This is a genomic window from Actinomadura sp. KC216 (assembly GCF_004348535.1).
Classification (GTDB): domain Bacteria; phylum Actinomycetota; class Actinomycetes; order Streptosporangiales; family Streptosporangiaceae; genus Spirillospora.
On sequence record NZ_SMJX01000118.1, the window covers coordinates 1 to 23,448 of the forward strand.

Genomic DNA, 23,448 nt, shown 5'->3' on the forward strand with positions numbered 1-23,448 from the left:
CGCCCATCCCGGACGCGCCGAGCCGCCGCCCCCCGGCCCCGAGCCCGATCCCGTTGAGCCGGGGTTGTCGCCCGCGCACCGCATCGCCACCGACCTGGACCGGCGTCTCGGCGACCCGATGGACGAGGCGTCCGGCCCCTTCTCCTACAAGGCGATCGTGGAGGCGGAGGAGCGCGACGAGCTTCCGCCGGGCGCGGTCGACACCGTCCGCGACTGGGGGTTCCCGAAATACCTGGTGCCGAGCGGTCTCGGCGGGCGGCTGACGACGCTGGAGGAGCTGTTCCTCGTCACGCGCGGCATCTCGCGCCGCAGCGTGACCGTCGCGGTGATGTACGGGTCGGGCCTGCTCGCGGTGAACCCGGTGTGGCTGTGGGGGGACGACCGCCAGCGCAGGACGGTCGCGGACGGCGTCCTGAAAGGCGACCTGGCCTGCTTCGGCGTCTCGGAGGCCGACCACGGCAGCGACGTGATGGCGTCGGAGTCGGAGGCCGAGCCCCAGGGGGACGAGCTCGTCCTGACCGGCACGAAATGGCCGGTCGGCAACGCGACCCGCGGACGGTTCGTGACCACCTATGCCAAGACCGGTGCGCGTGACTTCTCGCTCATCCTGGTCGACAAGAACGAGCTGGACCCGGGCACGTGGTCGACGCTCCCGCCCGTGCGGACGGTCGGGCTGCGCGGCCACGACCTGAGCGGCGTCGCGTTCTCGGGGGCGCGCGTCGCGGCCGACCGGGTGATCGGGCGGCGCGGGTCCGGGCTCGTCCAGACGCTGAAGACGCTGCAGATCACCCGGACGGCGATCGCCGCGCTGTCGGTCGGGACGATGGACGCGGTGGTCCGCATCGGGATGGAGTACTCGCGGCGCCGCACCCTCTACGGCTCGGACATCTACCAGATCCCCGTCATCCGCGACCATCTGCTCAAGGCGCATCTGGACCTGCTGATCGCCGAGTGCGTCGCGATCCCGGTGGCGCGCTGCCTGACGGTCGCGCCCGGGCGGCTGAGCCTGTGGTCCTCGATCGTGAAGTACTTCGTGCCCGTCCTGGGCGAGGAGGTCGTCGCCAGCATCGGGACGGTCCTGGCGGCGCGCGGCTACCTGCGCGAGGGCGTCGCGCACGGCGTGTTCCAGAAGCTGCAGCGCGACCACGCGATCGCGAGCATCTTCGAGGGCACCACGCACGTGAACCTCGCCAACGTCGCAGGCCAGCTCCCGTTCTTGATCGACCCGCCGGAGGAGACCGGCCGCGAGGACGAGCTGCTCGCCGACCTGTTCTGCTGGACGCGGACACCCCCCGCCTGGACCCCGGACGGCCGCCTGCTCCAGCTCACCAACGAGGGCCGCGACGAGATCGGCCAGCGCTTCGACCTGCTGTCGGAGGAGCTGCTGACCGCGGCCAACGCCCATGCCGCGCCCGGCGTCGCCGCCGAGCTGAAGGAGCTGATGTCGGCCATCGGCGGTATGCGCGCCAAGGTGGAGCAGGGCATCAGGGCAAGCGAGGGCGACACGTCGTCGGTCGCGGCGCTGGCGCGTGCCAAGCGGTACTGCGAACTGCACGCGATGTTCTCCTGCGTCCTGACCTGGCTGCACAACCGCCACCAGTTCGGCGGGTCGTTCGCCGACGGGCAGTGGCTCGTGCTGTGCCTGCAGCGCCTGCTCCAGCGCGCCCAGCCCGACACCCTCCTGTCGGAGGAGTTCGTCCCGGAGCTGGAGCACGCGATGTTCCGCACCTTCGACGGCGGCCACTGGTTCTCGCTGCTGTCCCTGGCCGGGCTGCTGACCGGCGAGAAGGACGAGTGACCGGCGATGCCCAAGCACCAGGACTTCGTGTCGCTCGTCCGGGAGAACATCGGCGCGCACGGCGACGACCGGTCGTTCACCTTCATCAGCGAAGAACGGCTCGGGAAGTACAAGGAGAACGTGCTCGGATTCGCCGAGCTCGACCGCAAGGCCCGCGCGCTGGCCTCCCGCTTACAGGCCCGCGGGCTCCAGGACAGGGCCGTCCTGCTGCTGTATCCCGAGGGGCTGGAGTTCCTGGCGGCGTTCCTGGGCTGCCTGTACGCGCGCGTCATCGCCGTCCCCGCGCCCCTGCCCGACCTGGACGCCGGGCGGTTCGGACGCACCCGCCGGATCATCGAGGACGCCGACATCACGCTGATCCTCACCGATACCGCCCACCGCACCACCATCGACTTCTGGCTGGAAGCCGCCGGCCTGCAACGACGCGTCCAGGCCCTCGACACCCAAACCGCCGGCGCAACCGACCCCGTCGCTTGGACGCCGCCCGAATTCGGCCCGGACACGCTCGCCTTCCTCCAGTACACGTCCGGCTCCACCAGCGACCCCAAAGGCGTGATGGTGACCCACGGCAACCTGCTGTGCAACGGCGAGGAGATCGAACGCCGCATCGAGGGGACGGCCGACACGGTCGGGGTCGGCTGGGTGCCGCACTACCACGACATGGGCTTGGTCGGTCAGGTCCTGCAACCGCTGTACCTCGGCTGCCGGTACGTGTTCACCTCCCCGATCACGTTCATCAAACGTCCGGTGCTGTGGCTGGAGCTGATCACCCGGTACCGCGGCACCGTCACCGTCGCGCCGAACTTCGGCTACGAGCTGGCGCTGCGCCGCGTCACCGACCGCCAGCTGGACGGCCTGGACCTGTCGTCGCTCCGCGTCGTCAAGAACGGCGCCGAGCCCGTCCGGGCCGCGACGCTGGAACGGATGACCGAGCGGTTCGCGCCGGTCGGGTTCCGGCCCGGGATGTGGATGCCCTGCTACGGCATGGCCGAGACGACGCTGCTCGTCACCGCCGCGCCCCTCGGCACCGGTCCCGTCGTCCGCGACTTCGACGCCGACGCGCTCTCCCTCGACAAGGCCGTCCCGGCACCGGACGGGGACGGCGGGGCGCGGCGGCGGCTGGTGAGCTGCGGGCGTCCCGTCACGCTCGACGTCGCCATCGTCGATCCCGGCACCCGCGCCCGCCTGCCGGAGGAGCAGGTGGGGGAGATATGGGTCCGCGGCGGAAGCGTCGCCCGAGGCTATTGGGAGAACCCGGCCGCGAGCCGCGCGACGTTCGGCGCCCACACCTCCGACGGGGAAGGCCCCTACCTCAGGACGGGCGATCTCGGGTTCCTCGCCGCCGACGGCGAGCTGTTCGTCACCGGCCGGATCAAGGACCTCATCATCGTCAACGGCCGCAACATCCACGCCCACGACATCGAGGAGGCCGCCGGGGAGGCGCACCCGGCGGCGCTCACCGGCGCGGCGTTCACCCTTGACATTTCTGTCGAGGGTGAAGTCGGGGAGCACGTCGTGATCGTCCAGGAGATCAGCACCAGGGCCGCCGGCGGGACGCCGCTGGACGAGCTCGCGTCCCTCATCAAGGCCGAGGTCGCCCGCGCGTTCGAGCTGCCGGCGCTGAGCGTCGTCCTGGCCGGACGGGGCGCGGTACGCCGCACGACCAGCGGAAAGACCCAGCGCCGCCAGACCCGGGACGCGTTCCTCCGCGGCGAGATCACCGCCCTCGCCGGCGACCTCGCCGCCGGTCTCCCCGGTGACCTGGAACTTCTCAGCGGACCGGAAAAATCACCCTAACCAATCCTAGTCAAAAGCATGACTATTCATGTCGTTGTCTGGTAACGTCGGGTCAACCCTGAGTCAAGGCGGGGAGAGAAGGCCGATGGCGCTACGTCACGCGGTGCTGGCCGCGCTGCTCGACGGCGAGTACAGCGGCTACCAGCTGGCCAAAATATTTGATTTGTCGGTCTCCAACTTCTGGCATGCCGTACCGCAGCAGCTCTACTCCGAGCTGTCGAGGTTGGAGACGGAAGGCCTGATCAGCGGGCGGCAGATCATCCAGCACGACCGTCCGAACAAGCGCGTGTACACCGTCACCCAAGCCGGCCTCGACGAGCTCGAACGGTTCGCCGCCACCCCCGCCAAGCCCGGCATCATCCGCGAGAACCTGCTCGCGATGGTCCAGGCCGTCGACCACATCTCCGCGTCCTCCGTCATCGCGCAGCTCGAAGACCGGGCGGTGGCGTCCGCCGCCAAGATCGAGGTCTTCGAGCACACCATGAAGCACCTGCGCGGCGACATGGACGAGGAGACGTTCCTGCGGACCGGTACCCCGGTCGGCCCGTACCTGACCTGCATGCGCGGACTGCGCTTCGAGCAGGAGAACTACGAGTGGTTCACCAGTACCGCCCGGTTGCTGCGCACCCGGGCGGGCACCCATGCCGAGGAAGGCGATCCGTCATGACCGCCCGCTCGGTCGAGACAGCGCACGTCGTCAAGGTCGTGCGCACCGTCGAGACCGAGCGTTCCGCGCGTCGTGCGCGGCCACGCGTCCTCGACCCTCGTGCCGCCGCATGCCCGAACGGCGGCGGCACCCGCACCAACCCCCTAGCCCCTCCCAGCCTCGCGTCCCGGCCGGGCTGGATCCGGGCGACACGCCTTAGCCAAGGAGGCGTTCCGCATGTCGGGCGACAACCACACCATCGAACTCCCTAGTACCCTGGCCGAAGGCACGACCGCACCGAACGGCACGGCTTCGTCCAACGGCACCGCCTTGCCCAACGGCACGGCCCCGTCCAATGGCGCGCCCCCGTCCAATGGCGCGGCGATCCTGCTGGGCGAGCTGACGCTGCCCGCCGAGCACGAAGCGGTGCCGCAGGCCCGGCGCTTCAGCCGGTCCGTCACCACGGGCTCCGACATCGGGCACGTCGGCGACGACGCGGAGGTCCTCGTCTCCGAGCTCGTCACCAACGCCGTCCGGCACGCCGCCGCCGTCCCCGGCACGGTGCTGTCGCTGCGGATGCTGCGCGCCGGCGACCGGCTCCGCATCGAGGTCCACGACCAGAGCGCCGGCGTCCCGCGCACGCGGTTCGCCGACGGCGGCGGCGTCGACCTCATGGAGGAGACGGGACGGGGCTGGTTCCTCGTCGCGATCATGGCCGACCGGCACGGCACCGACCACACCCCGTCCGGCAAGGCGGTCTGGTGCGAGGTCGGCGCCTGGCCGCGGGACCCGCGTCCCGGCCGCTGAGCCCGCCTTTCCTCGCAACCCCGCGCAGCGATGGGAAGCAGCACCATGTCGGTTGAAAAGCACGTGCCGGTTGAAAAGCACACGCCGGTCGAGAAGCACCAGTCCGTCGGCTACTACCGCTCGGACGGGAGACGCGTCACCTCCGACGAGGCCCAGCGCCTTCTGCTGGACGTACGGGGACGCCTGCTGGCACAGGACGTCATCCGCGTCGGCGGCGTCGTGGTGGTCGTGTCGACCTGGTTCACCGTGATCGACCTCGGGTTCGCGGCGGACGGCCGGCCGCTGCTGTGGCAGACGATCGTGTCCGACCTCTCGATGCACGCCGACGTCGGCCGGTACTCCACGCGCGAGAAGGCCGTGCACGGGCACGCCCGTGCCGTCGCGAAGATCACCGATCGGCTCCGCGGCCTGGTCGCGCGCGCGGCCATGGACGAGGTGCGCCCCTAGCAAGCCAGCAAGCCCAGCAAGCCCCAGCAAGCCCACAGACCGAAAGAGCGGGCCACGGTTCGCGGCCCGTCCCCCCGCATGAGGTTGTGATCTGATGGTTGGCGACGCCCGGCCGGCGGGCCCCTACGCGGCCGCCTCGAACATCGAGCCCCCGCACGGCGAGTCACCGTACGGCGAGCCGCAGCACAGCGAGCCGCCACCCTACGCGTCCGCGCGCGAGCGGCGGCGCACGCGCCCGATCCGGCTGCGGATCACGGCGCTGCTGCTGGTCCCGCTGGTGTCGCTCATCGCGCTGTGGGCGTTCGCCGCGAACATCACGGTCGGCGACGCGTCCGACAAGTTCGACTTCTCGACGACCTACGAGAAGATGGGCCTGCCCGGCATCAACCTGGTCGGCCTGCTCCAGGCGGAACGGTCGCTCAGCGTCGTCGCGCTCAGCACCCGCGACGCCAAGGACAGGCAGAAGCTCGGCGGGCTGCGCGCACGGGTCGGCGCCATGGAGGCGTCCTTCCGCAGGACCGCGACGTCCGCCGAGGCGCGCGACGCGGCCGAACCCGAGACGGAGCGGCGCCTCGCCGTCGCGCTCAAGGCGCTGGACACGCTGCCGACGCTGCGCGCCCAGGTCGACGCGGGGAGCGCCGCGCCGCTCGACGTCATCAACGCCTACAGCACCGTCCTCGACGAGGTCATCAAGGTCTTCAACGGGCTGGTGACGGTCAACGACGTCGCCATCCTCACGCAGGGCCGCGCGCTGATCAGCCTCGGCAACGCCCGCGCCTCCATGCTCCGCCAGGACTCGCTCGTCACCGCCGCGATGGCCCGCAACGGGCGGCTCACGCCCGCCGAGCACACCGCGTTCGTCCAGTGGGCGGCCGAGGGGCGGCGCGAGTTCGACTCCGGGCTCGCCGACCTGAACGCCGAGATCCGCGGGCCGCTGGAGCAGCTCGCCGCGTCCGACGGCTTCCAGCGCTACCGCGCCGCCGAGGCCGCGATCGTCGGCGCGCGCGGCGACCGGCTGCCCCCCGAGGCGGCCGACTGGCAGGCGACCACCCAGCTGCTGTCGCAGGCGTGGGCGCAGAAGGTCACGCAGGCGAGCCTGGCGCTCAACGAGATGGCCAAGCCGATCGGGGACCGGATCATCCTCCGGCTCGTCCTCGCGGGCGGGTTCGGCCTGCTCGCCGTGGTCGTCTCGATCGTGCTGTCGCTGCTGGCGGCCCGCAGCCTGTCCCGCGAGCTGCGGGGGCTGCAGCGCGCCGCGCTGCACCTCGCCGAGGACCGGCTTCCCGGCGTGGTCGCCCGGCTGCGCCGCGGCGAGGAGGTCGACGTGGACGCCGAGGTGCCGCCGCTCGTCATCGGCCGGACCAAGGAGGTCGCCCGCGTCGGCGACGCGTTCACGCGGGTGCAGCGCACCGCCATCGACACCGCCGTCCGCGAGTCGTACCTGCGGCAGGGCATCAGCCGCGTGTTCCTCAACGTCGCGTGGCGCAACCAGTCGCTGCTGCACCGCCAGCTCCGCATGCTGGACGAGATGGAGCGCAGCGCGTCCGACCCGAAGGCCCTGGAGGACCTGTTCCGCCTCGACCATCTCACCACCCGCATGCGCCGGCACGCGGAGGGCTTGGTCATCCTGTCCGGGACGTCCCCGGGCCGCGGCTGGAGCAGGCCCGTGCACGTCGAGGACGTGCTGCGCGCCGCCGTCTCCGAGGTCGAGGACTACACGCGCGTCGAGGTCGTCGTCGTGACTGGCCAGGCCGCGGTCATCGGCGAGGCGGTCGCCGACATCATCCACCTGCTCGCGGAGCTGATCGAGAACGCCACGGTGTTCTCGCCCGCGCCGACCGAGGTGCTCGTCCGCGGCGAGATGGGCGCCAACGGGTTCGCCGTCGACGTCATCGACCGCGGCATCGGCCTCGACCAGTCCGAGCTCGACGCGCTGAACCTGCGGCTGTCGCGGCCGCCCGAGTTCGACCTCGCCGTCACCGACCGGCTCGGCCTGTTCGTCGTCGCCCGCCTCGCCGGGCGGCACGGCATCCGGGTCGCGCTGCAGCCGTCGCTGTACGGGGGCGTCAGCGCGGTGGTGCTGATCCCGCGCGAGCTCATCGTGGACGCCGACCAGCCCGAGGACGAGGACGTCCCCGCCGCCGCGCGCGGGTCCGCCCCCGCCCCGCCGCGGGACAACGGGTCGCGGGAGAACGGGACGCCCGCGCGGAACGGCTCGATGCGGGCCTGGCCCATGCCGGAGGCGCCCACGTCCACGACGCTGCTCAACGCCCCGACCTACAACGACACCACCGCCTACGACACCAGATCACCCGATGCGCCGGCGTCCTTCACGGATCAGCCGGAGTACGACGCGGCGGCGGGGTCGAATGTGCCGACGTCCACCGAGGACCGGCCATCGTACGACCGGTACGAGACCCCGCCGGCGTACGAGACCCCGCCGTCGCCGCCGTACGAACCACCCCCGTACGCATCAGCGCCGCACGAGCCGGCACCGCACGAGACCCCGCCCTACGGGACGCCCATCTACGACGCGACGCGCCCGTTCCAGGCCGCGGGCCCGCACGTCCAGCCCTACGGCCACGAGTCGCCGCCGTCCTTCGGCGAGGCGCAGGCCCAGGCGCAGGCGGGCAACGGCGGGCGGTCCCCGCTGCCGCGCCGGGTGCGCGGCGGCAACCTGGCACCGCAGCTCCGCGACACCGCCCCGCAGGCGGAGGTGTTCGCCGCGGGGTCGTCCTCGCCGGAAGCGCCCGCCGAGGACGCGGTCGCCGCGTGGGAGGCGCGCTCGGCGGAGGCGTCCCGCGACCTGTTCGCCTCGCTCCAGGCCGGCTGGCTGCGCGGCAGGGACGACGACGAGGAACCCATGGCCGACGGCACGGAAGAAGGACGATCATGAGCAGGCAGGGTGTCGCGACCGAGCTGAACTTCCTCCTCGACGATCTGGTCGACCGGGTCCCGCAGGTCCGCAAGGTCGTCGTCCTGTCGCGGGACGGCCTGGTCATGGGCATGTCCCGGGGCGTAGGACGCGAGGACGCCGAGTACCTGGCGGCGCTCGCGGCCGGGTTCCAGAGCCTGGCGTCGGGGGCGCGGGCGCAGCTCGACTCCGGCGAGATCCGGCAGACCCTGGTCGAGATGGACGACGGCCTGTTCTTCGTCGTCCCCGCCGGGGCCAACAGCTGCCTGGCGCTGCTCAGCGAGGTCGGCGCGAACGCGGGCCTCGTGGCCTACGAGATGACGATGCTGGTCAAGCGCGTCGGCCGGCAGCTGTCCACGGGCGTCCGGCAGAACGGCCCGGACCCGGGACCTGGCATGTCACCGGGAACCAGGTGACGTGCGATGGACCCCGGCGACGCGCCCGGCGCCCCCGACCACGGGGGCCCGGGCAGGGAGCGGTGGCTGGACGCCGCCGCCGGACCCATCGTCCGTCCCTACGCGGTGACCCGCGGCCGTACCCGGCCGAACGGCGAGCCGCTGGACATCGTGGCGATCCTCGTCGCGACCGGCAGGCGGCCCGCCGACCCCGGCCGGCTGTCGCGCCACCAGCGGCGGCTGCTGGCGCTGTGCCGCCGCCCGCACGCGCTCGCCGACCTCGCCTCGGACCTCGACCTGCCGCTCGGCGTGATCCGCGTCCTGGTCGGCGATCTGCTCGACTCGGGCCTCGTGGACGTCCAGCGGTGGACCGGGCCGTCCGGAGACCCGCTCACCGGCCTGCCGGGGACGGGCCTGCCGCACGCGGGCGCACCCCACGCGGGCCCGGCGTACGCGAACGCGCCGTACGCGAACGCACCGCACACTGATCCGAACCTGCTCAGGAGGGTGCTCGATGAACTCCGCGCGCTCTGACCCCCCGCCGGACACCCTGGACGCGCCGGGCTCCGCCGACGCCCTCACCGACCATGACGAGCGGCTGGACGGCCCGCGCGTCGCGCTGAAGATCCTCGTCGCCGGCGGGTTCGGCGTCGGGAAGACGACGCTGGTCGGCGCGGTCAGCGAGATCCGGCCGCTGCGCACCGAGGAGGCGCTGACCGACGTCGGCGTCGGCGTGGACGATCTCGACGGCGTCGCCACGAAGACGACCACGACCGTGGCGATGGACTTCGGCCGCATCACCCTGCGCGACGGCGTCGCGATCTACCTGTTCGGCACGCCGGGCCAGGAGCGGTTCTGGTTCATGTGGAACGAGCTGTCGCGCGGGGCGCTCGGCGCGGTCGTCCTGGCGGACACGCGGCGGCTGACGGCGAGCTTCGCGTCCATCGACTACTTCGAGCAGAAGGGCACCCCGTTCGTCGTCGCCGTCAACTGCTTCGACGACGCCGACCGCTACGACCCGCCCGAGATCCGGATGGCGCTGGACATCGACCCGCACGTGCCCGTCATGCTCTGCGACGCGCGCCACGCGCTGTCGGCGAAGCAGGTGCTGGTGTCACTGGTCGAGCACGCACTACGCCTGGCAGGCGGCTCCAGCCGCCGCCTCTGACCCCGTCTCCGACCGCCCCTAGTCGCCCTCAGCAGCCTCTGATTCCTCTTCGGGCTGGGGCGGGCGCATGATGATCTCGTCCACCCCGACGTCATGGCCGTCCGCGCACCGGACCTGCGCCGTCACGCGCTCGCCGCAGCCGGCGTGCGTCAGCATGACCTGGCGCCCCTCCTCGCCGGGCAGGTAGGTCTCGCCCCACTCCATGAGCCCGACGAGGGTCGGCGCGAGATCCAGGCCCATCTTCGTCAGGTGGTACTCGTAGCGCGTCCGCTGGCCGGGCTCCTGGTAGGGCTCCCGGCTGAGCAGGCCCGCGTCGACGAGGTGGCGCAGGCGCGCGGTGACGGCCGATTCGGTCATCTGCAGATTGCGGACGAAGTCGCCGAACCGGTTGGTCCCGAAGTAGGCCTCGCTGAGCACGAGCACCGCCGACGGCGGGCCGAGCGCGGCCAGCGTCCTCGCGACCGGGCAGTTCTGCATCGACCAGCTGTCACGGTCGGCGAAGTGCCCCTCAAGTGCGATTGTCACCCGTCCACTATAAACCTGCTGACTTCGCTTGACCAAAGTCAGGGCGCTCGCTAGCCTCCCTGACTATGGTGCAACAAAGTCAGGTGCGCCCCCGGCCGGTGCTCGCGGTGCTCTCCGTCGCCTCGTTCATGGCGGGCCTCGACCTGTTCATCGTCAACGTCGCCTTCAACGACATCGGACGCGACTTCCCCGGCCAGTCGATGGCCGACCTGTCCTGGGTCCTCAACGGGTACGCGATCGTGTTCGCCGCGCTGCTCGTCCCGCTCGGCCGGCTCGCCGACCGCTACGGCCGCAAGCCCGGCCTCATCGCCGGGCTCCTCGTCTTCACGCTCGCCTCCCAGGCGTGCGCGCTCGCGCCGTCCCTGTGGTGGCTCGTCGGGTTCCGCGTCCTCCAGGCCGTCGGCGCCGCCGCGCTCATCCCCACCAGCCTCGGGCTCCTGCTCTCGGCCTACCCGGCCGCCCGCCGCGCGGGCGCGGTGCGGATCTGGTCCGCGTCCGCCGCGCTCGCCGCCGCGGCGGGCCCCGCGGTCGGCGGCGTCCTGGTGGACGTCTCCTGGCGCTGGGTCTTCGAGGTCAACATCCCGATCGGGATCGCGGTGACGCTGCTCGCGCTGCGGTTCGTCCCCGACTCCCGCGACGGCGCCGCCGCCCGCGTCCCCGACCTGCCCGGCACCGCGGTGCTCACCCTCGCCGTCGCGCTCCTCGCGCTCGGCCTCGTGAAGATCAACGACTGGCCGGGCGAGCAGACCACGGTCGCGATCGCCGCCGCGCTCCTCGGCCTCGCCTGGTTCTGGCTCCGCTCGCTGCGCCACCCCGCGCCGGTGATCGAGCCGTCGCTCCTCGCCGTCCGGACCTTCTCCTGGTCGAACGCGACGATCCTGCTGTTCACCGTCGCGTTCGCCGCGAACCTCCTGCTCGGCGTCCTCTGGATGCAGCAGGTCTGGCACTACTCGCCCATCAAGACCGGGCTCGCCGTCGCGCCCGGCCCGCTGATGGTCCCGATCATGGCCATCATCGCAGGCAGGCTCGCCGCCGCGCGGGTCCCCGTCGGTCTGATCACCGCCGCCGGGTGCATGCTCTGCGCGTTCGGCGTGGTCCTGATCGCGATGAGCCTCGGCCCGGTACCGGCCTACACCACCGAGCTGCTGCCGGGCTGGCTCATCGGCGGGACGGGCGTCGGCCTCGCCCTCCCCACCATCCTCGCCTCCGCCGCCGTCGACCTGCCGCCGCACCGCTACGCCACCGGCAGCGCCGTCGTGAACATGAGCCGCCAGATCGGCAGCGTCCTCGGCGTCAGCCTCGCGGTCGCCGTCCTCGGCACCCCGCTCGGCTACGCCGACGCGCACAACGGATACGTGAACGCCTGGCTCACGGTCGCCGGGTTCATGGCGGTCGCCGCGATCGCCGCTCTTGGCATGACCCCGCGCCGTCCCAGGCCGTCCCCGTCCACCGTCCCCGAGACAGAAACGGAAGTGGTCGCCGGTACCTCCTAGCCCCACACAGCACGCCCCACTCACAACCCCATAGCCCGGGGCATCGGACGAAGCCTTGACCCGGACCGCACGGCCCGGTTCGCCCGACCGCCCCGCACCACAACGGGCACCTCCTCCGGAGGAGGTGCCCGTTGTGCTGGCCGCGTTCGACGCGGGCTCGTCCCCAGGACCGGACGAAGCCCTCGGCCTGCGGGCCGAAACGGGTTGAAATGGGCGCTCCCCGACGGGTTCGGGGCCTTTATGGTTACGTCGTGAGGAATTCCGGGAAATGGTCCGCCGTCCGGATGCTGGCCGCGGTGGTTCTCGCGGGCGGGCTGCTGACGGCGTGCGGGCAGAGCGACGACGCGTCGCTCCTCGACAAGGAGACGCTGGTGGTCGGGGTGCGGGCGGACCTGCCCGGGCTGGGCCTGCGGCGGCCGGACGGACAGTTCGAGGGTTTCGACATCGACGTGGCGCGGTACGTGGCGGACCGGCTCGGCAAGGAGGTCCGGTTCGTCCCGGCGCTGGCGTCCGAGCGGATCACGATCCTGACCTCGGGCCGCGCCGACATGGTCCTCGCGACGCTGTCGGTCACCCCTGAGCGCAAGACGCAGATCGCGTACGCGGGGCCGTACTACATGTCGAACCAGGACGTCCTGGTGCGCTCCGACGAGCGCGGCGTCAAAGGCGTGCGGGACCTGAAGGGACGGAAGTTCTGCGCGGTGGAGGGAGCCGACCCGACGAAGCGGCTCCTCGCCATCAACGGGATGACCGCGCAGATCGTCCCGGCCAAGGACTACGACACGTGCATGGCCATGATCAAGGACCGGCTGGTGGACGCCATCACCACCAACGACGTGATCCTGGCCGGGCTCATCCGGCGGGAGGGCGGCGGGTTCCGGCTGGTGAACGCGCGGATCAGCGAGCAGAACACCGGAATCGGGCTGCAGAAGGGCGACCCGGACGGATGCGAGGCGCTCAACCGCGCCATCACCCGCATGTACCAGGACGGGACGGCCGCCAAGCTGATGCACAAATGGTTCGAGGGCACCGGCATGGACCTGTCGATCATCGAGATCCCGCAGTTCGAGGGCTGCGTCTGATCCGGGTTCGCACGCGCGCGGGCGTCATGCCCGGATCGTCGCGAGGGCGCGGTTCAGCTCGGCGGCGACGTCCGGGGACAGCCCGCGCTCCCGCTGCCGGGCGACGATCTCGTCCCGCAGCAGCGCGATCCGCCGGTTCACGGCGCGCCGCCGCACGTCGCGGTCGCGCCCGGAGGCCAGGGCGGTCTCCAGGTTCGTGATCTGGTCGTTGAGGCCGATGGCGACATCGGACCGGATCTCGCCCGAGGTGTAGCCGCGGCTCACGATCGGGCGCAGCCGTCCGGGCGCGTCGCTCGCCTCGGCGCGCGGCGGAGGCACGAGGGCGGGCGTGCGCGGCGCCGACACGAGGATCGCGACGGCGGCGGTGACCGGGATGGCGACCACGAGCGCGACCGCCCCCAGCCGGACGCCCGCCGCGCGACGGCGCCGGGGCGGGGGCGGGCGCAGAACCTTCGTCCGGTGGTCGTGGAACGGCAGCGTCGCGCGCGCGGGTCCCTCGTCCGCCAGACCCTTCCTCGGCGCGAACACCGCGTTCGGCGGGCCGCCGTCGCCGCGCCCGAGGAGAGCGGCGATCTCCGTCGCGGACGGCCCGTCCACGGCCGTCGCGCCGAGGCAGCGCGCGGCGACGGCGGCCGGTTCCCCGGACGCCCCGGCGGGCAGGCAGGCGGAGATGACGGCGCCGAGCGCGCGCACGTCGGCCGCCGTGCCGGGAACGCGTGGACCACGAACCTGACGGCCACCGCGAGCCCTGCGCACGATGCCGCCGATCCCGGTATCGACCACCTTGACGCCGTCGCGGACGAGCATGACCTTGCCCGGACTCAGATCGCCGTGCGTCACCCCGGCCCTGTGCGCGGCGCCCAGCGCGGCGGCGATCTGCGCGCACACGCCGACGGTCTCGGGCACGCTGAGCGGGCCATGGCGCAGCCTCTCAGCGAGCGTCTCACCGTCCAGGAACTCGGTCACGACGAAGGGCACGGGGCGTCCGGACGCGTCCCGGGTCTGGTCACCGTCGTAGACCGTTTCCAGCGCGGGATGCGAGAGGCCGGCGGCCCGGTTGACGCCCTCCCGGAACGCGCGCCGCAGATCGCCGCGCGCGGAGGTCAGCAGCTTCACCGCGACGGGGCGTCCGAGCAGCTCGTCCCAGGCCCGCCAGACCTCCAGGCCCCCGCGAGCGCGAGAAGGTCCGTCCACAAGGCGGTAACGCTCCGCAAGCCGCAAGCCCGATCTCACTCGAACCAACCCTCGTCGCACTCCCGGGCCGGGCGAGGTCCCCGGCATACCACCTGGTACGGCCCGTCCCGCCGGACGGGTTCGACCGACGGACCGGCGGGGGTCAGGCGACGGCCGCGGCGGACTCCGAGCGCCAGGCGGTCAGCAGCTCGCGGAGACGCTCCTCATACCGGACGATGTTCGCCGTCTTGACGTCCTCGTAGCCGCGGACCATGTCGGGCAACTCCGCGATCTGCACGGCCAGGTCGAGCCGCGCCTGCCCGGCGCCACCCTCCAGACCGGCGACCAGCTCGTTCACGACGGCCACGTAGCCGGTGACGAGACGGCGTTCGGCACGGCGCTGCGCCGTCATGCCGAACGGGTCGAACGGGGTGCCGCGCAGCCGCCGCATCGCGCGCAGGGCATGGAACGCGGGACGGGCCGTCCGGCCGAGCGCGATCTTCCTGTCCACCCCGATGGCGCGGAGCAGCGGCGGGTGCAGCATGTACCGGACGGACGCCCCCGCCCCGAACCGCTCCTCCACCTGGCGGCCCAGCTCGGGATCGAGGTGCAGGCGGGCCACCTCGTACTCGTCCTTGTAGGCCATCAGCTTGTACAGGTTGCGAGCGACGGCCACCGCGAGCCGCGGCCCCTCGGCACCGGACGCGCGCTCGGCGACGGCGGCGACGCGCATGACGGCATCGAGGTACCGCTTGGCGAGCGCGAGGTTCTGGTACGCGGCGAGGTCGGGGACCCGGACCCGCAGCACACGCGCCAGCTCACCGTCCGCGCCGGAAGCGTCCACCAGACTCATCGCGGCAGGCGCGGTACCGTCCAGCGGACGCGGCGCAGGGGCGGAGGACACCTCGGGCGATGCCGCCGCCCAGCCCGGTTCGAGAACGAGACGACGACCGGCACGGAACGCCTGGACGTTCGCCTCCACCTGGACGCCGTTCAGCGCGAGCGCCTCCTCGATCGCGTCCGCCGACAGCGGCAGCAGCCCCGACTGGTACGCGGCGCCGACCACGACGAAGTTGGCCGTGGTCGTGCTCCCGAACCAGCGCTCCGCGAGGCCGAGGGCGTCGAGCGCGACGAGGCGGTCCGCGTCCGTCCGGTCGGCGATCCGCCGCACCAGCGACGCGCTCGGCGGCAGCGACGCCGCCGTGTCCGTGATCATCCGCCCGGTGGGGACCTCGCTGGTCGACACGATCGCGGCGGTGCGGCCGGGCGCGCAGCGGCGCAGGTTCGGCTCGGACGTCCCCGCCAGCGTGTCGAACACGAGATAGGCGTCGGCGCCGCCCGCTCCCACCATCCCCGGACGGTCCCGGTGCACGTCGCCGATCCGAAGATGCGACACCACCGCGCCCGCCTTCTGGCTGAGCCCGGTCTGGTCGAGCGCGCGGGCGTGCCGCCCATCGAGGAGCGCCGCCATCGCCAGGACCTGGTTGACGGTCACGACCCCGGTGCCGCCGATACCGACAAGCAGGACATCCGCCGACTCGGGCCGGACATCCGGCTCGGCAAGCGCCCCGATCTCCGGCAGCGCCGCACCCGCCTTCCGCTTCCGCTCGCCCGGGGTCACGGTGACGAACGAGGGGCAGTCACCGTCCACGCACGAATAGTCCTTGTTGCAGGACGTCTGGTTGATCTGCGTCTTGCGCCCGAACTCCGTCTCGACCGGTTCCACGCTCAGGCAGTTCGACTTCACGCCGCAGTCCCCGCAGCCCTCGCACACCGCCTCGTTGATCAGCACGCGGGTCTGCGGATCCGGAACGAGCCCGCGCTTGCGCTTCCGTCGCGTCTCCGCAGCGCACGCCTGGTCGTACAGGAGCACGGTCACGCCCGGCACCTCGCGAAGCTCCCGCTGGACGGCGTCCAGCTCATCACGGTGCCGGACCCGGACACCGGCCGCCCAGTCCGTGCCGCGCGGGTAGCGCGACGGGTCGTCCGCCACCACCACGATCTTCGCGACACCCTCGGCGTGCAGCATCCGGGTGATCGCCGCCGGGTCGGAGCCGCCGTCGGCGTCCTGCCCGCCCGTCATCGCCACGGCCGCGTTGTAGAGGATCTTGAAGGTGATGTTGGTGCCCGCGGCGACGGCCTGCCGGATCGCGAGGCTTCCCGAGTGGAAGAACGTCCCGTCCCCGAGGTTCTGGAACATGTGCCCGGTGTCGCTGAACGGCGCGGCGCCGACCCACATCACGCCCTCGCCGCCCATCTGCGTCGTGCCGATGCTGCGGTCCGCGAACACGGTCATGACGTGGCAGCCGATGCCGCTCGCCGCGATCGACCCGTCCGGGACGACCGTGGACCGGTTGTGCGGGCACCCCGAGCAGAAGAACGGCGTGCGCGCGGCCCCGAGCAGGTTCACCACCGGCTTCCGCGGGCGCAGCACGGCATCCCGCAGATCGACGTGCTCCTCCCCGACCCTGTCGGCGAGGAACCGGGCCAGCGCCTTGGTGAGCCGATCGGCGTCGAGCCCGCCGTCCACCGGAACGAGCCCGGCCCCGTCCGGCCCGCTCTTCCCGTACACGGCCGGACGCTCCGCCGCCCCGTACAAGACGTCCCTGATCTGCGTCTCGACGAACGCCCGCTTCTCCTCCACGACCACGATCTCGCGGAGCCCGCGCGCGAACTCCCGCACCCGCCCGGCGTCCAGCGGGTAGACCATCGCGAGCCGCAGCAGCCGGACACCCCGCCGGGCAAGCGCCGCGTCGTCCAGCCCCAGCCGATCGAGCGCCTCGCGCAACTCCAGGTAGGTCCGCCCCGCGGCGACCAGCCCAAGAGCAGCGTCACTGCCCGCACCCTCGACCCGATCCAGCCCGTTGGCAGCGACATAGGCCGCCGCAGCCCGCAGCCGCCCCTCCAGAACCTCGCCCTCCAGCGAGGTCGTGTCCTTCAGATCAACGCCCGGCCTCCTAGTCGGCCTCCACAACCGCCCCTGCCACCTGAACTCCGGCAACACAGGATCGGGCACCGGCTCCACATCCACGATCTCGTGCGAGTCGGCGACATCCGTCACGACCTTGAAGCCCGTCCAGGCGCCGCTGAACCGGGACATCTCGAAGCCGTGCCGTCCCAGCCGCAGCACGTCCCCGACCGACGCGGGCACGAGCACCGGCATGAACGCCTCCGCGAGCGCCCCCTCCGTCGCCGACGGCAGCGTCGACGACTTGCAGGACGGATCGTCCCCCACCACGGCAAGCACCCCGCCCCGCTCGGACGTGCCGAGCCAGTTCCCGTGCTTGAACGCGTCCAGCGACCGGTCGACGCCCGGCGCCTTCCCGTACCAGAGCCCGAAAACACCCTCATACCTTGGCCCCGGCAAGTGCTCGACAAGCTGCGACCCGTAAACGGCCGTCGCCGCCAGCTCCTCGTTGACCCCCGGCACGAACCGGATGTCGTTGCCCTCCAGCAGGCGCGCGTCCCGCGCCAACTGCTGGTCGAGCCCGCCCAGCGGCGACCCCCGGTACCCGGACACGAACCCGGCGGTCGTCCAGCCGCGCCGCACGTCCGCACGCCGCTGCTCCAGCAGCAGCCGGACGAGCGCGTGGACGCCGCCGATCGCGATCCGCCCCCGCTCCAGTTCGAGCCGGTCACGGATCGGAGAGGCGGTGATGCTCATGCCTGCATTGAGCCCGCCCCGCTGAGCGGAGTGCAAGATGGGAGCGCGACAATTGACCAGATTGCTCAAATAGGGAGCGTCGCACCGACCGGAGCTGAGCATTGTGACCCGACCCACACTCCTCGACCTGCAGATACTCCGCCGCCTGGTCGAGCAGCCGCGCATCGGCGTCACCGAACTGGCCGCCAAGCTGGGCATCGCCCGCAACACCGCCCACGCCCGCGTCGAGCGGCTGGAACGCGAGGGCGTCATCGGACACCGCGGCCGCGAGGTCGACCTCGGCGCCATCGGCTTCGAGCTCACGGCGTTCGTCACCCTCGAAGTGGCCCAGGGCCGCCTCCGCGAGGCCGCCGCCGCACTGGCCGCGATCCCGCGCGTTCTCGAAGTACTCGGCATCACCGGCCAGGGCGACCTCCTGGTCCGCGCGGTCGCCCCGAACGGCAAGCAGCTCCACGAGGTGATCGACTCGATCCTCGCGTGCCCAGGCGTCCGCCGCAGCATCACCTCGATCGTCCTCACCCACCAGGTCCCCTTCCGCATAGGGCCCCTCCTGGAGGACGAAGAGAAACGAGCCCGCGAAGCCGGAAAACCGGCCCGCTGAGGCCCGCTCGATAGTCTCGCCCCAAGACGGGGAGGGCGCCGCATGCCGATCGAAAGCGACCACCGCGAATCCGACTCGCCGTACATCGCGCGCGTCTGGCGCGGACGGACGAGCGGGCAGGAGAGCATGACCTCGGTCGCGACGTCGAACTGGGAGCTCGTTTTCTGGGAGTTCGAGGGCACCGTCCACGCTGCCCTCCGGGGACCGGAGACGATTGCGTCGACCGCGAGGATCTCCGGTGACTCCGAGGCGTTCGGGATCACGTTCGCGCACGGTACGTCGATGCCGCACCTGCCCATCGCCCGCCTGGTCGACGGCCAACTGGACAGCCCCTACGCCGACGGGCGCACCTTCGTCCTGCGGGGTGAGGAATGGGAGATCCCCGGCTTCGAGAACGCGGAGGACTTCGTCGGGAAACTCGTGCGCGCGGGCGTGCTCACCCGCGACCCGCTCGTGGACGAGGTCGTCTGGGGCGGCATCGCCAAGGTCGGAACCCGTTCCGTGCAGCGCCGCGTCGTCACCGCGACGGGCCTGACCCAGGGCACCATCCGGCAGATCGATCGTGCCCGGCACGCCGCGGTGCTCCTCGGCGAAGGCGTGCCGTCCCTGGACGTCGTCCACCGGCTCGGCTACTACGACCAGCCGCACCTGGCGCGCTCGCTCCAGCGGTTCATCGGCCGGACGGCGACACGGCTGCGGCGGCGCGACGGCGACGAGCCCCTGTCGCTCCTGTACAAGATCGAGGGCGACGAGCGTTTCTAGGGTTGGCGCCATCGCGTTGATCCCAACGCGGCGCCAACCCTAGAAAGGCGTGACCTGATGTCCCAGCGCACCGTCACCTCCGCCGACGGCACCGCCATCGCCTACACCACGTGGGGCGGCGGCGCTCCGATCGTCATCATCGACGGCGCGACCGCCCACCGCGCCACGACGCCCGAGAACGCGCAGACCGCGGAGCTGCTCGCCGACGAGTTCCAGATCATCAACTACGACCGCCGCGGGCGCGGCGAGAGCGGCGACACGGCCCCCTACGCGATCGAGCGCGAGATCGAGGACCTCACCGCGATCATCGAGCAGGCGGCCGGAGGCCCTCCGGCGACGGTGTTCGGCTGGTCGTCCGGGGCGCTGCTCGCCCTCCACGCGGCGCAGGCCGGTGCCCCCATCGCGCGCCTGGCCCTGTGGGAGCCGCCGGTCGTCGTCGACGACGCCCGCCCTCCGCTTCCTTCCGACTATGTCGAGCGGCTCGACGCGGCCGTCGCCGACGGCCGTCCCGGGGACGCCGTGGCGCTGTTCATGACCGCCGCCGCGCTGGTGCCGGAAGAAGCCGTCGCCGGAATGCGCGAGAGCGACTTCTGGCCGGGACTCGAAGCGATCGCGCCGACGATCGCCTACGACGGCCGGATCGTCGGGGACACCATGTCCGGCAGGCCGCTCCGCACCGCCCTGTGGGACAAGGTCAGCGTGCCCGTCCTCGTCCTGCACGGCGACGACACCTGGCCCGCCCTCGCCGCCGGCGCGAAAGCGGTGGCCGACCACCTGCCGACCGCCACGCTGAAGGCGATCCCGGGCGAGAACCACGGCACGACCGCGGACGTCCTCGCGCCCGCGCTGCGCGATTTCGCCAAGGGAGCCTGACATGGGAAAGATCGTCGTGACGGAGTTCATCTCCCTGGACAGCGTCGTCGAGGCGCCCGGCGGCGAGGACTTCAAGTACCCGAACTGGAGCTTCGAGTTCGACCGGGGCCCGGACGGCGAGCAGTTCAAGACCGACGAGGCACTGGCGTCGGCGGCGCTGCTGCTGGGCCGCGCCACCTACGAGGGCTTCGCCTCCGCGTGGCCGCAGTACGAGGGCGAACTCGCCGACAAGTACAACGGCATGCCGAAATACGTCGTCTCCGGCACGCTCACCGATCCCGAATGGCGGAACACGACGGTGCTTTCCGGCGAGCTCACCGAGGAGGTCACCCGGCTGAGACAAGACGTCGACGGCGAGATCTCCGTGCCCGGCAGCATCCGGCTCGTCCAATCCCTGCTGGCGCACGATCTGGTGGACGAGATCCGCCTCATGTGGTTCCCCGTGATCCTCGGCCACGGCCGCAAACTCTGGGCGGACACCCCCGACAAGACCGCATGGGCCCTGACCGAGTCGAAGACATACGGTGACGGCATCCTGGTCACCACCCACCAACGCACCCGCTGACGAGGCCGCCGAAACCGGAGCGCCGAGCCGACCCTCGGGCCGACTCGGCGGTTTCGCGGGAACGGGGAGGGGGCGAGCAGCGGACGAGCTGAGTCCGGTTGCTGGCTAGGAGTTTTTGAGGGTTTGGGTGAGGTGGTGGAGGGTTTGGGGGGTGAGGAGGAGTTTGGGGCCGTTCGGGTTTTTGCTGTCGCGGATGGCGATGGTGTTGTCGACGCGTGCGACTTCGACGCACGCACCGCCGTTGGACGTGCTGCGTGATGCCTTGCGCCAGGTGGCGTTGGTCAGGTCGACCATCTTTCTTTCACCGTCCTCATGATGAGCTCCTTGGACATGCTCACCGGCAGTGCCAATGAGCGTAGTTCCTTCATCGTTCGCGACAACGTCGCCAGGTCTTCCGGTTCGCTCATGGTGAGCCCGCGAGCGCCGGACTCGACGTAGGCGATCTGGGTGCGGTCCTCCATTGTCGCGATGTAAAACGAGCCGCTGTTGCCATCATGCTCGGCGCTGGCCGGGACGATCTGGATCGTGGCCAGCTCCGGGGGGATCGTAGCGAGGTGTTCGAGCTGCTCCCGCATCACCTCGATGCTGTTGCCGGCCGGACGGTACAGGACGCCCTCGTCCAGGATGAGCGAGAAGTTGGGCGGCTTCTGCATGGTGAAGATCTGCTGCCGCTTCATGCGTGCCTCGACGGCCTCGGTGTTGCCTCGTAGCAGTGCGGCGGCATAGGCAGGGGTCTGGAACAGGCCGTCAACGACGGAGAGGCTGAACGAATCGATCTCGTCGGCCTCCGGCTCCACGAGGTGCCAGTCGAACCAGACCGGGAACGCGGCGTCCTTGACGAGGTCGTCGTACAGCTCCACGAGCTCGTTGTCGGCCTTCAGTTCGCGGTCCATCGTGATGGCGAACTCCCGGGTGCAGCGCGTGCGGCCGTTCTCCACCGCCCCGATGTACTGAGGCGTGACGCCCTGCCCGTTGTTCGCGCGCCGCGCGAGGCTCTCCTGCGTCCAGTTCTTCGCCTCACGGAACCGGCGGAGCCGCCGTCCGAACGCGAGCAAGGTGGGCGAAACCGTTCCCCGCTTCCGTTGGGGAGCCATGAACTCCATCCTCTCTCAAGTACTGCCCAACTGGCTATGAACCGGACGGCCAGCATTTGGGCGACTTGTCGACTGCGGCCTGCGATTTGTCACCTAGCGTAGCTCGACAGTGGCTGAATGAGGTCGACATTCTCGAAACTCATTGAGAAGGGGCGGCCGATCATGATCGATATGGGCACCGAGGTTGGTGCCATCTCCCTTAAATCCTCCGCGCGCGCGCCGGAGAAGGCCCGTCAGTGGCTCGGAAGTGTGTTCCGAGAGCGAAAGCTAGGGGACGACTGGATCGGACGTACTGTGGTCACCGAATTGGTGACTAACGTCTATAAGCACACCGACGCGGAACTCGTTTTCGTGCGTCTTCTCCTGGGGAACAGCCATCTGGTCCTGGAGGTGGAGGACGGGTCCGACGGAGTTCCGGTCGTGCGGGACGAGGACGAGACGGCGGAGTCGGGGCGGGGGCTGCTCATGATGTCGTTGCTCGTCCAGGACTGGGGCGTCCGGACACTGATCAACGGCGGGAAGGTGACGTGGGCGCGGCTCGGCGTGTGAACGTGGCGCGTTTGCCGGGTGCGGTGTGGTGGTGGCGTGTCCGGTACGGGCACGCCACCGCGGAATGGCACCTGGACCTACTGGCCTCTGTGATGCGCGTGCATGGTTGGTCGCATCTCAAGGTCTACGTGGAGTCGCCCCCAGCGCTGTGGCTCTTTCTCAAGGGCGCAGAGGACGCGGCCTTGAGCGTCAGGGCGAAAAGGGTCCGTGGACGGTGGGTGTACCAGGTTTGGCCCTGTATCGAGTACCCGTGTTACGCGGTCGTCCGGGTGGCGGGCCTTCTCAATGACGTTCTGCTGGATCGGATGGCCCGCGACCCGGTCGGCGAACCGGGATTGTTCAGCGTGAACCAGGGCGACCGCTGAGAGAACTCCCGCTCTCAGAGGCGGCCGAACAGGTGGTTGGCCGGAGCTTGAGGGTCGGTGCCGTAGCAGAACTCCGCCATCGCCTCGTGGAACTGGTCCAGGGTCAGCACCTCTGCGTGCTCGGCGGTGATCGCCGAGAAGTTCGCGGCGACGTCGGCTTCGGGGACACGCACCGCGGTGGTGAACATCGTGGTGAACTCTTCCCGGCTGATCTCGCCGTCGGAGTCGCTGTCGGCCATGGTGAAGTAGAGCTCGATGACCGGCCGGACCTTCGCGTAGTCGGCGCGGTCGCTGCCCAGGTTCTGCTCGATGGCGGCCCAGAACTCCTCGTAGGTGACTTCGCCGTCCCCGTCGGTGTCCATGGGGCTCACCATGTCGGTCCAGAGCGCGACGGACATGTCGGACAGCCGGCGCTGCTCGGCCGACCCGGCCGCATAGCCGAGCTTCTCGGCGTACCGGAGCCCCGCCAGCTCGAAGTCCGACTTGCTCAGACGGCCGTCTTCGTTGCTGTCCAGCGCGGTGAAGTACCGCTGGAACCTGCGTGCCCGAAGAGCGTCCATGGGGCCTCCGCCCTCGATCTCGTCCCCACTGTCCCGTGCGGACAGTGGTCTTTTCGCCACGTATTGTGTCCGCTTGGCAACGCGTTGAATCCCGCATGACCACACCAAGCCAACGCGCTATCCGAGGCCGGGCAGGCAGTGGCGCTGTTCAGCGGTGGGGATCTTTGGGG

General features: G+C 71.2%; 22 protein-coding genes. 16 read left to right on the top strand and 6 right to left on the bottom strand.

The window, feature by feature from the left end; genetic code table 11:
• The 9 genes from E1264_RS21155 to E1264_RS21195 all read left to right on the top strand — a co-directional run.
• Nucleotides 1–1,798, top strand: a 1,798-nt coding sequence (locus E1264_RS21155; protein ID WP_207936058.1) for an acyl-CoA dehydrogenase family protein, incomplete at its 5' end; no start/stop codon positions are given.
• A 6-nt stretch (nt 1,799–1,804) separates the two neighbouring features.
• The gene (locus tag E1264_RS21160; protein WP_132176135.1) at nt 1,805–3,595 is read left to right on the top strand and encodes a fatty acyl-AMP ligase; all 1,791 of its coding nucleotides are present in this window, start codon (nt 1,805–1,807) and stop codon (nt 3,593–3,595) included.
• Nucleotides 3,596–3,680: 85 nt separating this feature from the next.
• Nucleotides 3,681–4,262 carry a PadR family transcriptional regulator gene (locus E1264_RS21165; RefSeq protein ID WP_132176137.1) on the top strand — a complete coding sequence of 194 codons (582 nt, stop codon included), beginning with the start codon at nt 3,681–3,683 and terminating at the stop codon, nt 4,260–4,262.
• A gap of 216 nt (nt 4,263–4,478) precedes the next feature.
• Nucleotides 4,479–5,048 (top strand): ATP-binding protein, encoded by a 570-nt coding sequence (locus E1264_RS21170; RefSeq protein WP_132176139.1) that lies wholly within the window; start codon nt 4,479–4,481, stop codon nt 5,046–5,048.
• A 45-nt stretch (nt 5,049–5,093) separates the two neighbouring features.
• On the top strand, nt 5,094–5,495 hold the full coding sequence (locus tag E1264_RS21175; RefSeq protein ID WP_132176141.1) for a hypothetical protein: 402 nt from the start codon (nt 5,094–5,096) through the stop codon (nt 5,493–5,495).
• A 94-nt stretch (nt 5,496–5,589) separates the two neighbouring features.
• The gene (locus E1264_RS21180) at nt 5,590–8,391 is read left to right on the top strand and encodes a nitrate- and nitrite sensing domain-containing protein (RefSeq protein WP_132176143.1); all 2,802 of its coding nucleotides are present in this window, start codon (nt 5,590–5,592) and stop codon (nt 8,389–8,391) included.
• Nucleotides 8,388–8,825: a roadblock/LC7 domain-containing protein gene (locus tag E1264_RS21185; protein WP_132176145.1), complete on the top strand. Its 438-nt coding sequence runs from the start codon at nt 8,388–8,390 to the stop codon at nt 8,823–8,825. Before E1264_RS21180 ends, E1264_RS21185 begins: the two co-directional genes overlap by 4 nt.
• 6 nt (nt 8,826–8,831) lie before the next feature.
• Entirely contained in the window at nt 8,832–9,338 is a 507-nt protein-coding gene (locus tag E1264_RS21190; RefSeq protein ID WP_132176147.1) for a DUF742 domain-containing protein, read from the top strand.
• Entirely contained in the window at nt 9,319–9,972 is a 654-nt protein-coding gene (locus tag E1264_RS21195; RefSeq protein ID WP_132176149.1) for an ATP/GTP-binding protein, read from the top strand. The genes E1264_RS21190 and E1264_RS21195 overlap by 20 nt, the downstream gene beginning before the upstream one ends.
• Nucleotides 9,973–9,990: 18 nt before the next feature.
• On the opposite strand, the gene E1264_RS21200 is transcribed toward E1264_RS21195, so the two are convergent.
• Nucleotides 9,991–10,497 (bottom strand): helix-turn-helix domain-containing protein, encoded by a 507-nt coding sequence (locus tag E1264_RS21200; protein ID WP_207936059.1) that lies wholly within the window; start codon nt 10,495–10,497, stop codon nt 9,991–9,993.
• 65 nt (nt 10,498–10,562) lie between these two features.
• On the opposite strand from E1264_RS21200, the gene E1264_RS21205 reads away from it, so the two are divergent.
• Both E1264_RS21205 and E1264_RS21210 read left to right on the top strand, forming a co-directional pair.
• Nucleotides 10,563–11,990 (top strand): MFS transporter, encoded by a 1,428-nt coding sequence (locus tag E1264_RS21205; RefSeq protein WP_132176151.1) that lies wholly within the window; start codon nt 10,563–10,565, stop codon nt 11,988–11,990.
• Between the two features lie 251 nt (nt 11,991–12,241).
• Nucleotides 12,242–13,072: a transporter substrate-binding domain-containing protein gene (locus tag E1264_RS21210; protein WP_165964283.1), complete on the top strand. Its 831-nt coding sequence runs from the start codon at nt 12,242–12,244 to the stop codon at nt 13,070–13,072.
• 24 nt (nt 13,073–13,096) lie between these two features.
• On the opposite strand, the gene E1264_RS21215 is transcribed toward E1264_RS21210, so the two are convergent.
• A complete protein-coding gene (locus E1264_RS21215) occupies nt 13,097–14,266 on the bottom strand; it encodes a protein kinase (protein ID WP_165964284.1) in 1,170 nt (389 codons plus the stop codon).
• A gap of 142 nt (nt 14,267–14,408) precedes the next feature.
• Nucleotides 14,409–17,909, bottom strand: coding sequence for an indolepyruvate ferredoxin oxidoreductase family protein (locus E1264_RS21220; RefSeq protein ID WP_132176157.1), 3,501 nt, complete (start codon nt 17,907–17,909; stop codon nt 14,409–14,411).
• Nucleotides 17,910–18,012: 103 nt separating this feature from the next.
• Between E1264_RS21220 and E1264_RS21225 the strand changes: the two genes are divergently transcribed.
• The 4 genes from E1264_RS21225 to E1264_RS21240 are packed head-to-tail and all read left to right on the top strand — an operon-like array spanning nt 18,013 to nt 20,710.
• Nucleotides 18,013–18,510: an Lrp/AsnC family transcriptional regulator gene (locus E1264_RS21225; protein ID WP_132176159.1), complete on the top strand. Its 498-nt coding sequence runs from the start codon at nt 18,013–18,015 to the stop codon at nt 18,508–18,510.
• Between the two features lie 42 nt (nt 18,511–18,552).
• Complete coding sequence (locus tag E1264_RS21230) at nt 18,553–19,272, top strand: helix-turn-helix domain-containing protein (protein WP_132176161.1); 720 nt, start codon at nt 18,553–18,555, stop codon at nt 19,270–19,272.
• 57 nt (nt 19,273–19,329) lie between these two features.
• The gene (locus tag E1264_RS21235; RefSeq protein ID WP_132176163.1) at nt 19,330–20,145 is read left to right on the top strand and encodes an alpha/beta hydrolase; all 816 of its coding nucleotides are present in this window, start codon (nt 19,330–19,332) and stop codon (nt 20,143–20,145) included.
• Between the two features lies 1 nt (nt 20,146).
• Nucleotides 20,147–20,710 carry a dihydrofolate reductase family protein gene (locus E1264_RS21240; RefSeq protein WP_132176165.1) on the top strand — a complete coding sequence of 188 codons (564 nt, stop codon included), beginning with the start codon at nt 20,147–20,149 and terminating at the stop codon, nt 20,708–20,710.
• Between the two features lie 105 nt (nt 20,711–20,815).
• Here E1264_RS21240 and E1264_RS21245 read toward each other — a convergent pair whose 3' ends face one another.
• Together E1264_RS21245 and E1264_RS21250 are read right to left on the bottom strand one after the other, a co-directional pair.
• Complete coding sequence (locus E1264_RS21245; protein WP_132176167.1) at nt 20,816–21,004, bottom strand: DUF397 domain-containing protein; 189 nt, start codon at nt 21,002–21,004, stop codon at nt 20,816–20,818.
• Entirely contained in the window at nt 20,992–21,804 is an 813-nt protein-coding gene (locus E1264_RS21250; protein WP_132176169.1) for a helix-turn-helix transcriptional regulator, read from the bottom strand. The genes E1264_RS21245 and E1264_RS21250 overlap by 13 nt, the downstream gene beginning before the upstream one ends.
• A 117-nt stretch (nt 21,805–21,921) precedes the next feature.
• Here E1264_RS21250 and E1264_RS21255 point away from each other — a divergent pair, with 117 nt between their 5' ends.
• The gene (locus E1264_RS21255; protein ID WP_132176171.1) at nt 21,922–22,353 is read left to right on the top strand and encodes an ATP-binding protein; all 432 of its coding nucleotides are present in this window, start codon (nt 21,922–21,924) and stop codon (nt 22,351–22,353) included.
• 379 nt (nt 22,354–22,732) lie between these two features.
• Here E1264_RS21255 and E1264_RS21260 read toward each other — a convergent pair whose 3' ends face one another.
• The gene (locus tag E1264_RS21260; protein ID WP_132176173.1) at nt 22,733–23,278 is read right to left on the bottom strand and encodes an EF-hand domain-containing protein; all 546 of its coding nucleotides are present in this window, start codon (nt 23,276–23,278) and stop codon (nt 22,733–22,735) included.
• Between the last annotated feature and the right edge of the window lie 170 nt (nt 23,279–23,448).

Coding starts and splice junctions, on each gene's coding strand:
- E1264_RS21250 (WP_132176169.1), bottom strand. CDS start 21,804: ATGGCTCCCCAACGGAAGCGGGGAACGGTTTCGCCCACCTTGCTCGCG.
- E1264_RS21160 (WP_132176135.1), top strand. CDS start 1,805: ATGCCCAAGCACCAGGACTTCGTGTCGCTCGTCCGGGAGAACATCGGC.
- E1264_RS21190 (WP_132176147.1), top strand. CDS start 8,832: ATGGACCCCGGCGACGCGCCCGGCGCCCCCGACCACGGGGGCCCGGGC.
- E1264_RS21185 (WP_132176145.1), top strand. CDS start 8,388: ATGAGCAGGCAGGGTGTCGCGACCGAGCTGAACTTCCTCCTCGACGAT.
- E1264_RS21220 (WP_132176157.1), bottom strand. CDS start 17,909: ATGAGCATCACCGCCTCTCCGATCCGTGACCGGCTCGAACTGGAGCGG.
- E1264_RS21180 (WP_132176143.1), top strand. CDS start 5,590: ATGGTTGGCGACGCCCGGCCGGCGGGCCCCTACGCGGCCGCCTCGAAC.
- E1264_RS21230 (WP_132176161.1), top strand. CDS start 18,553: ATGCCGATCGAAAGCGACCACCGCGAATCCGACTCGCCGTACATCGCG.
- E1264_RS21175 (WP_132176141.1), top strand. CDS start 5,094: ATGTCGGTTGAAAAGCACGTGCCGGTTGAAAAGCACACGCCGGTCGAG.
- E1264_RS21240 (WP_132176165.1), top strand. CDS start 20,147: ATGGGAAAGATCGTCGTGACGGAGTTCATCTCCCTGGACAGCGTCGTC.
- E1264_RS21255 (WP_132176171.1), top strand. CDS start 21,922: ATGAGGTCGACATTCTCGAAACTCATTGAGAAGGGGCGGCCGATCATG.
- E1264_RS21165 (WP_132176137.1), top strand. CDS start 3,681: ATGGCGCTACGTCACGCGGTGCTGGCCGCGCTGCTCGACGGCGAGTAC.
- E1264_RS21260 (WP_132176173.1), bottom strand. CDS start 23,278: ATGGACGCTCTTCGGGCACGCAGGTTCCAGCGGTACTTCACCGCGCTG.
- E1264_RS21205 (WP_132176151.1), top strand. CDS start 10,563: ATGGTGCAACAAAGTCAGGTGCGCCCCCGGCCGGTGCTCGCGGTGCTC.
- E1264_RS21245 (WP_132176167.1), bottom strand. CDS start 21,004: ATGGTCGACCTGACCAACGCCACCTGGCGCAAGGCATCACGCAGCACG.
- E1264_RS21235 (WP_132176163.1), top strand. CDS start 19,330: ATGTCCCAGCGCACCGTCACCTCCGCCGACGGCACCGCCATCGCCTAC.
- E1264_RS21170 (WP_132176139.1), top strand. CDS start 4,479: ATGTCGGGCGACAACCACACCATCGAACTCCCTAGTACCCTGGCCGAA.
- E1264_RS21195 (WP_132176149.1), top strand. CDS start 9,319: ATGAACTCCGCGCGCTCTGACCCCCCGCCGGACACCCTGGACGCGCCG.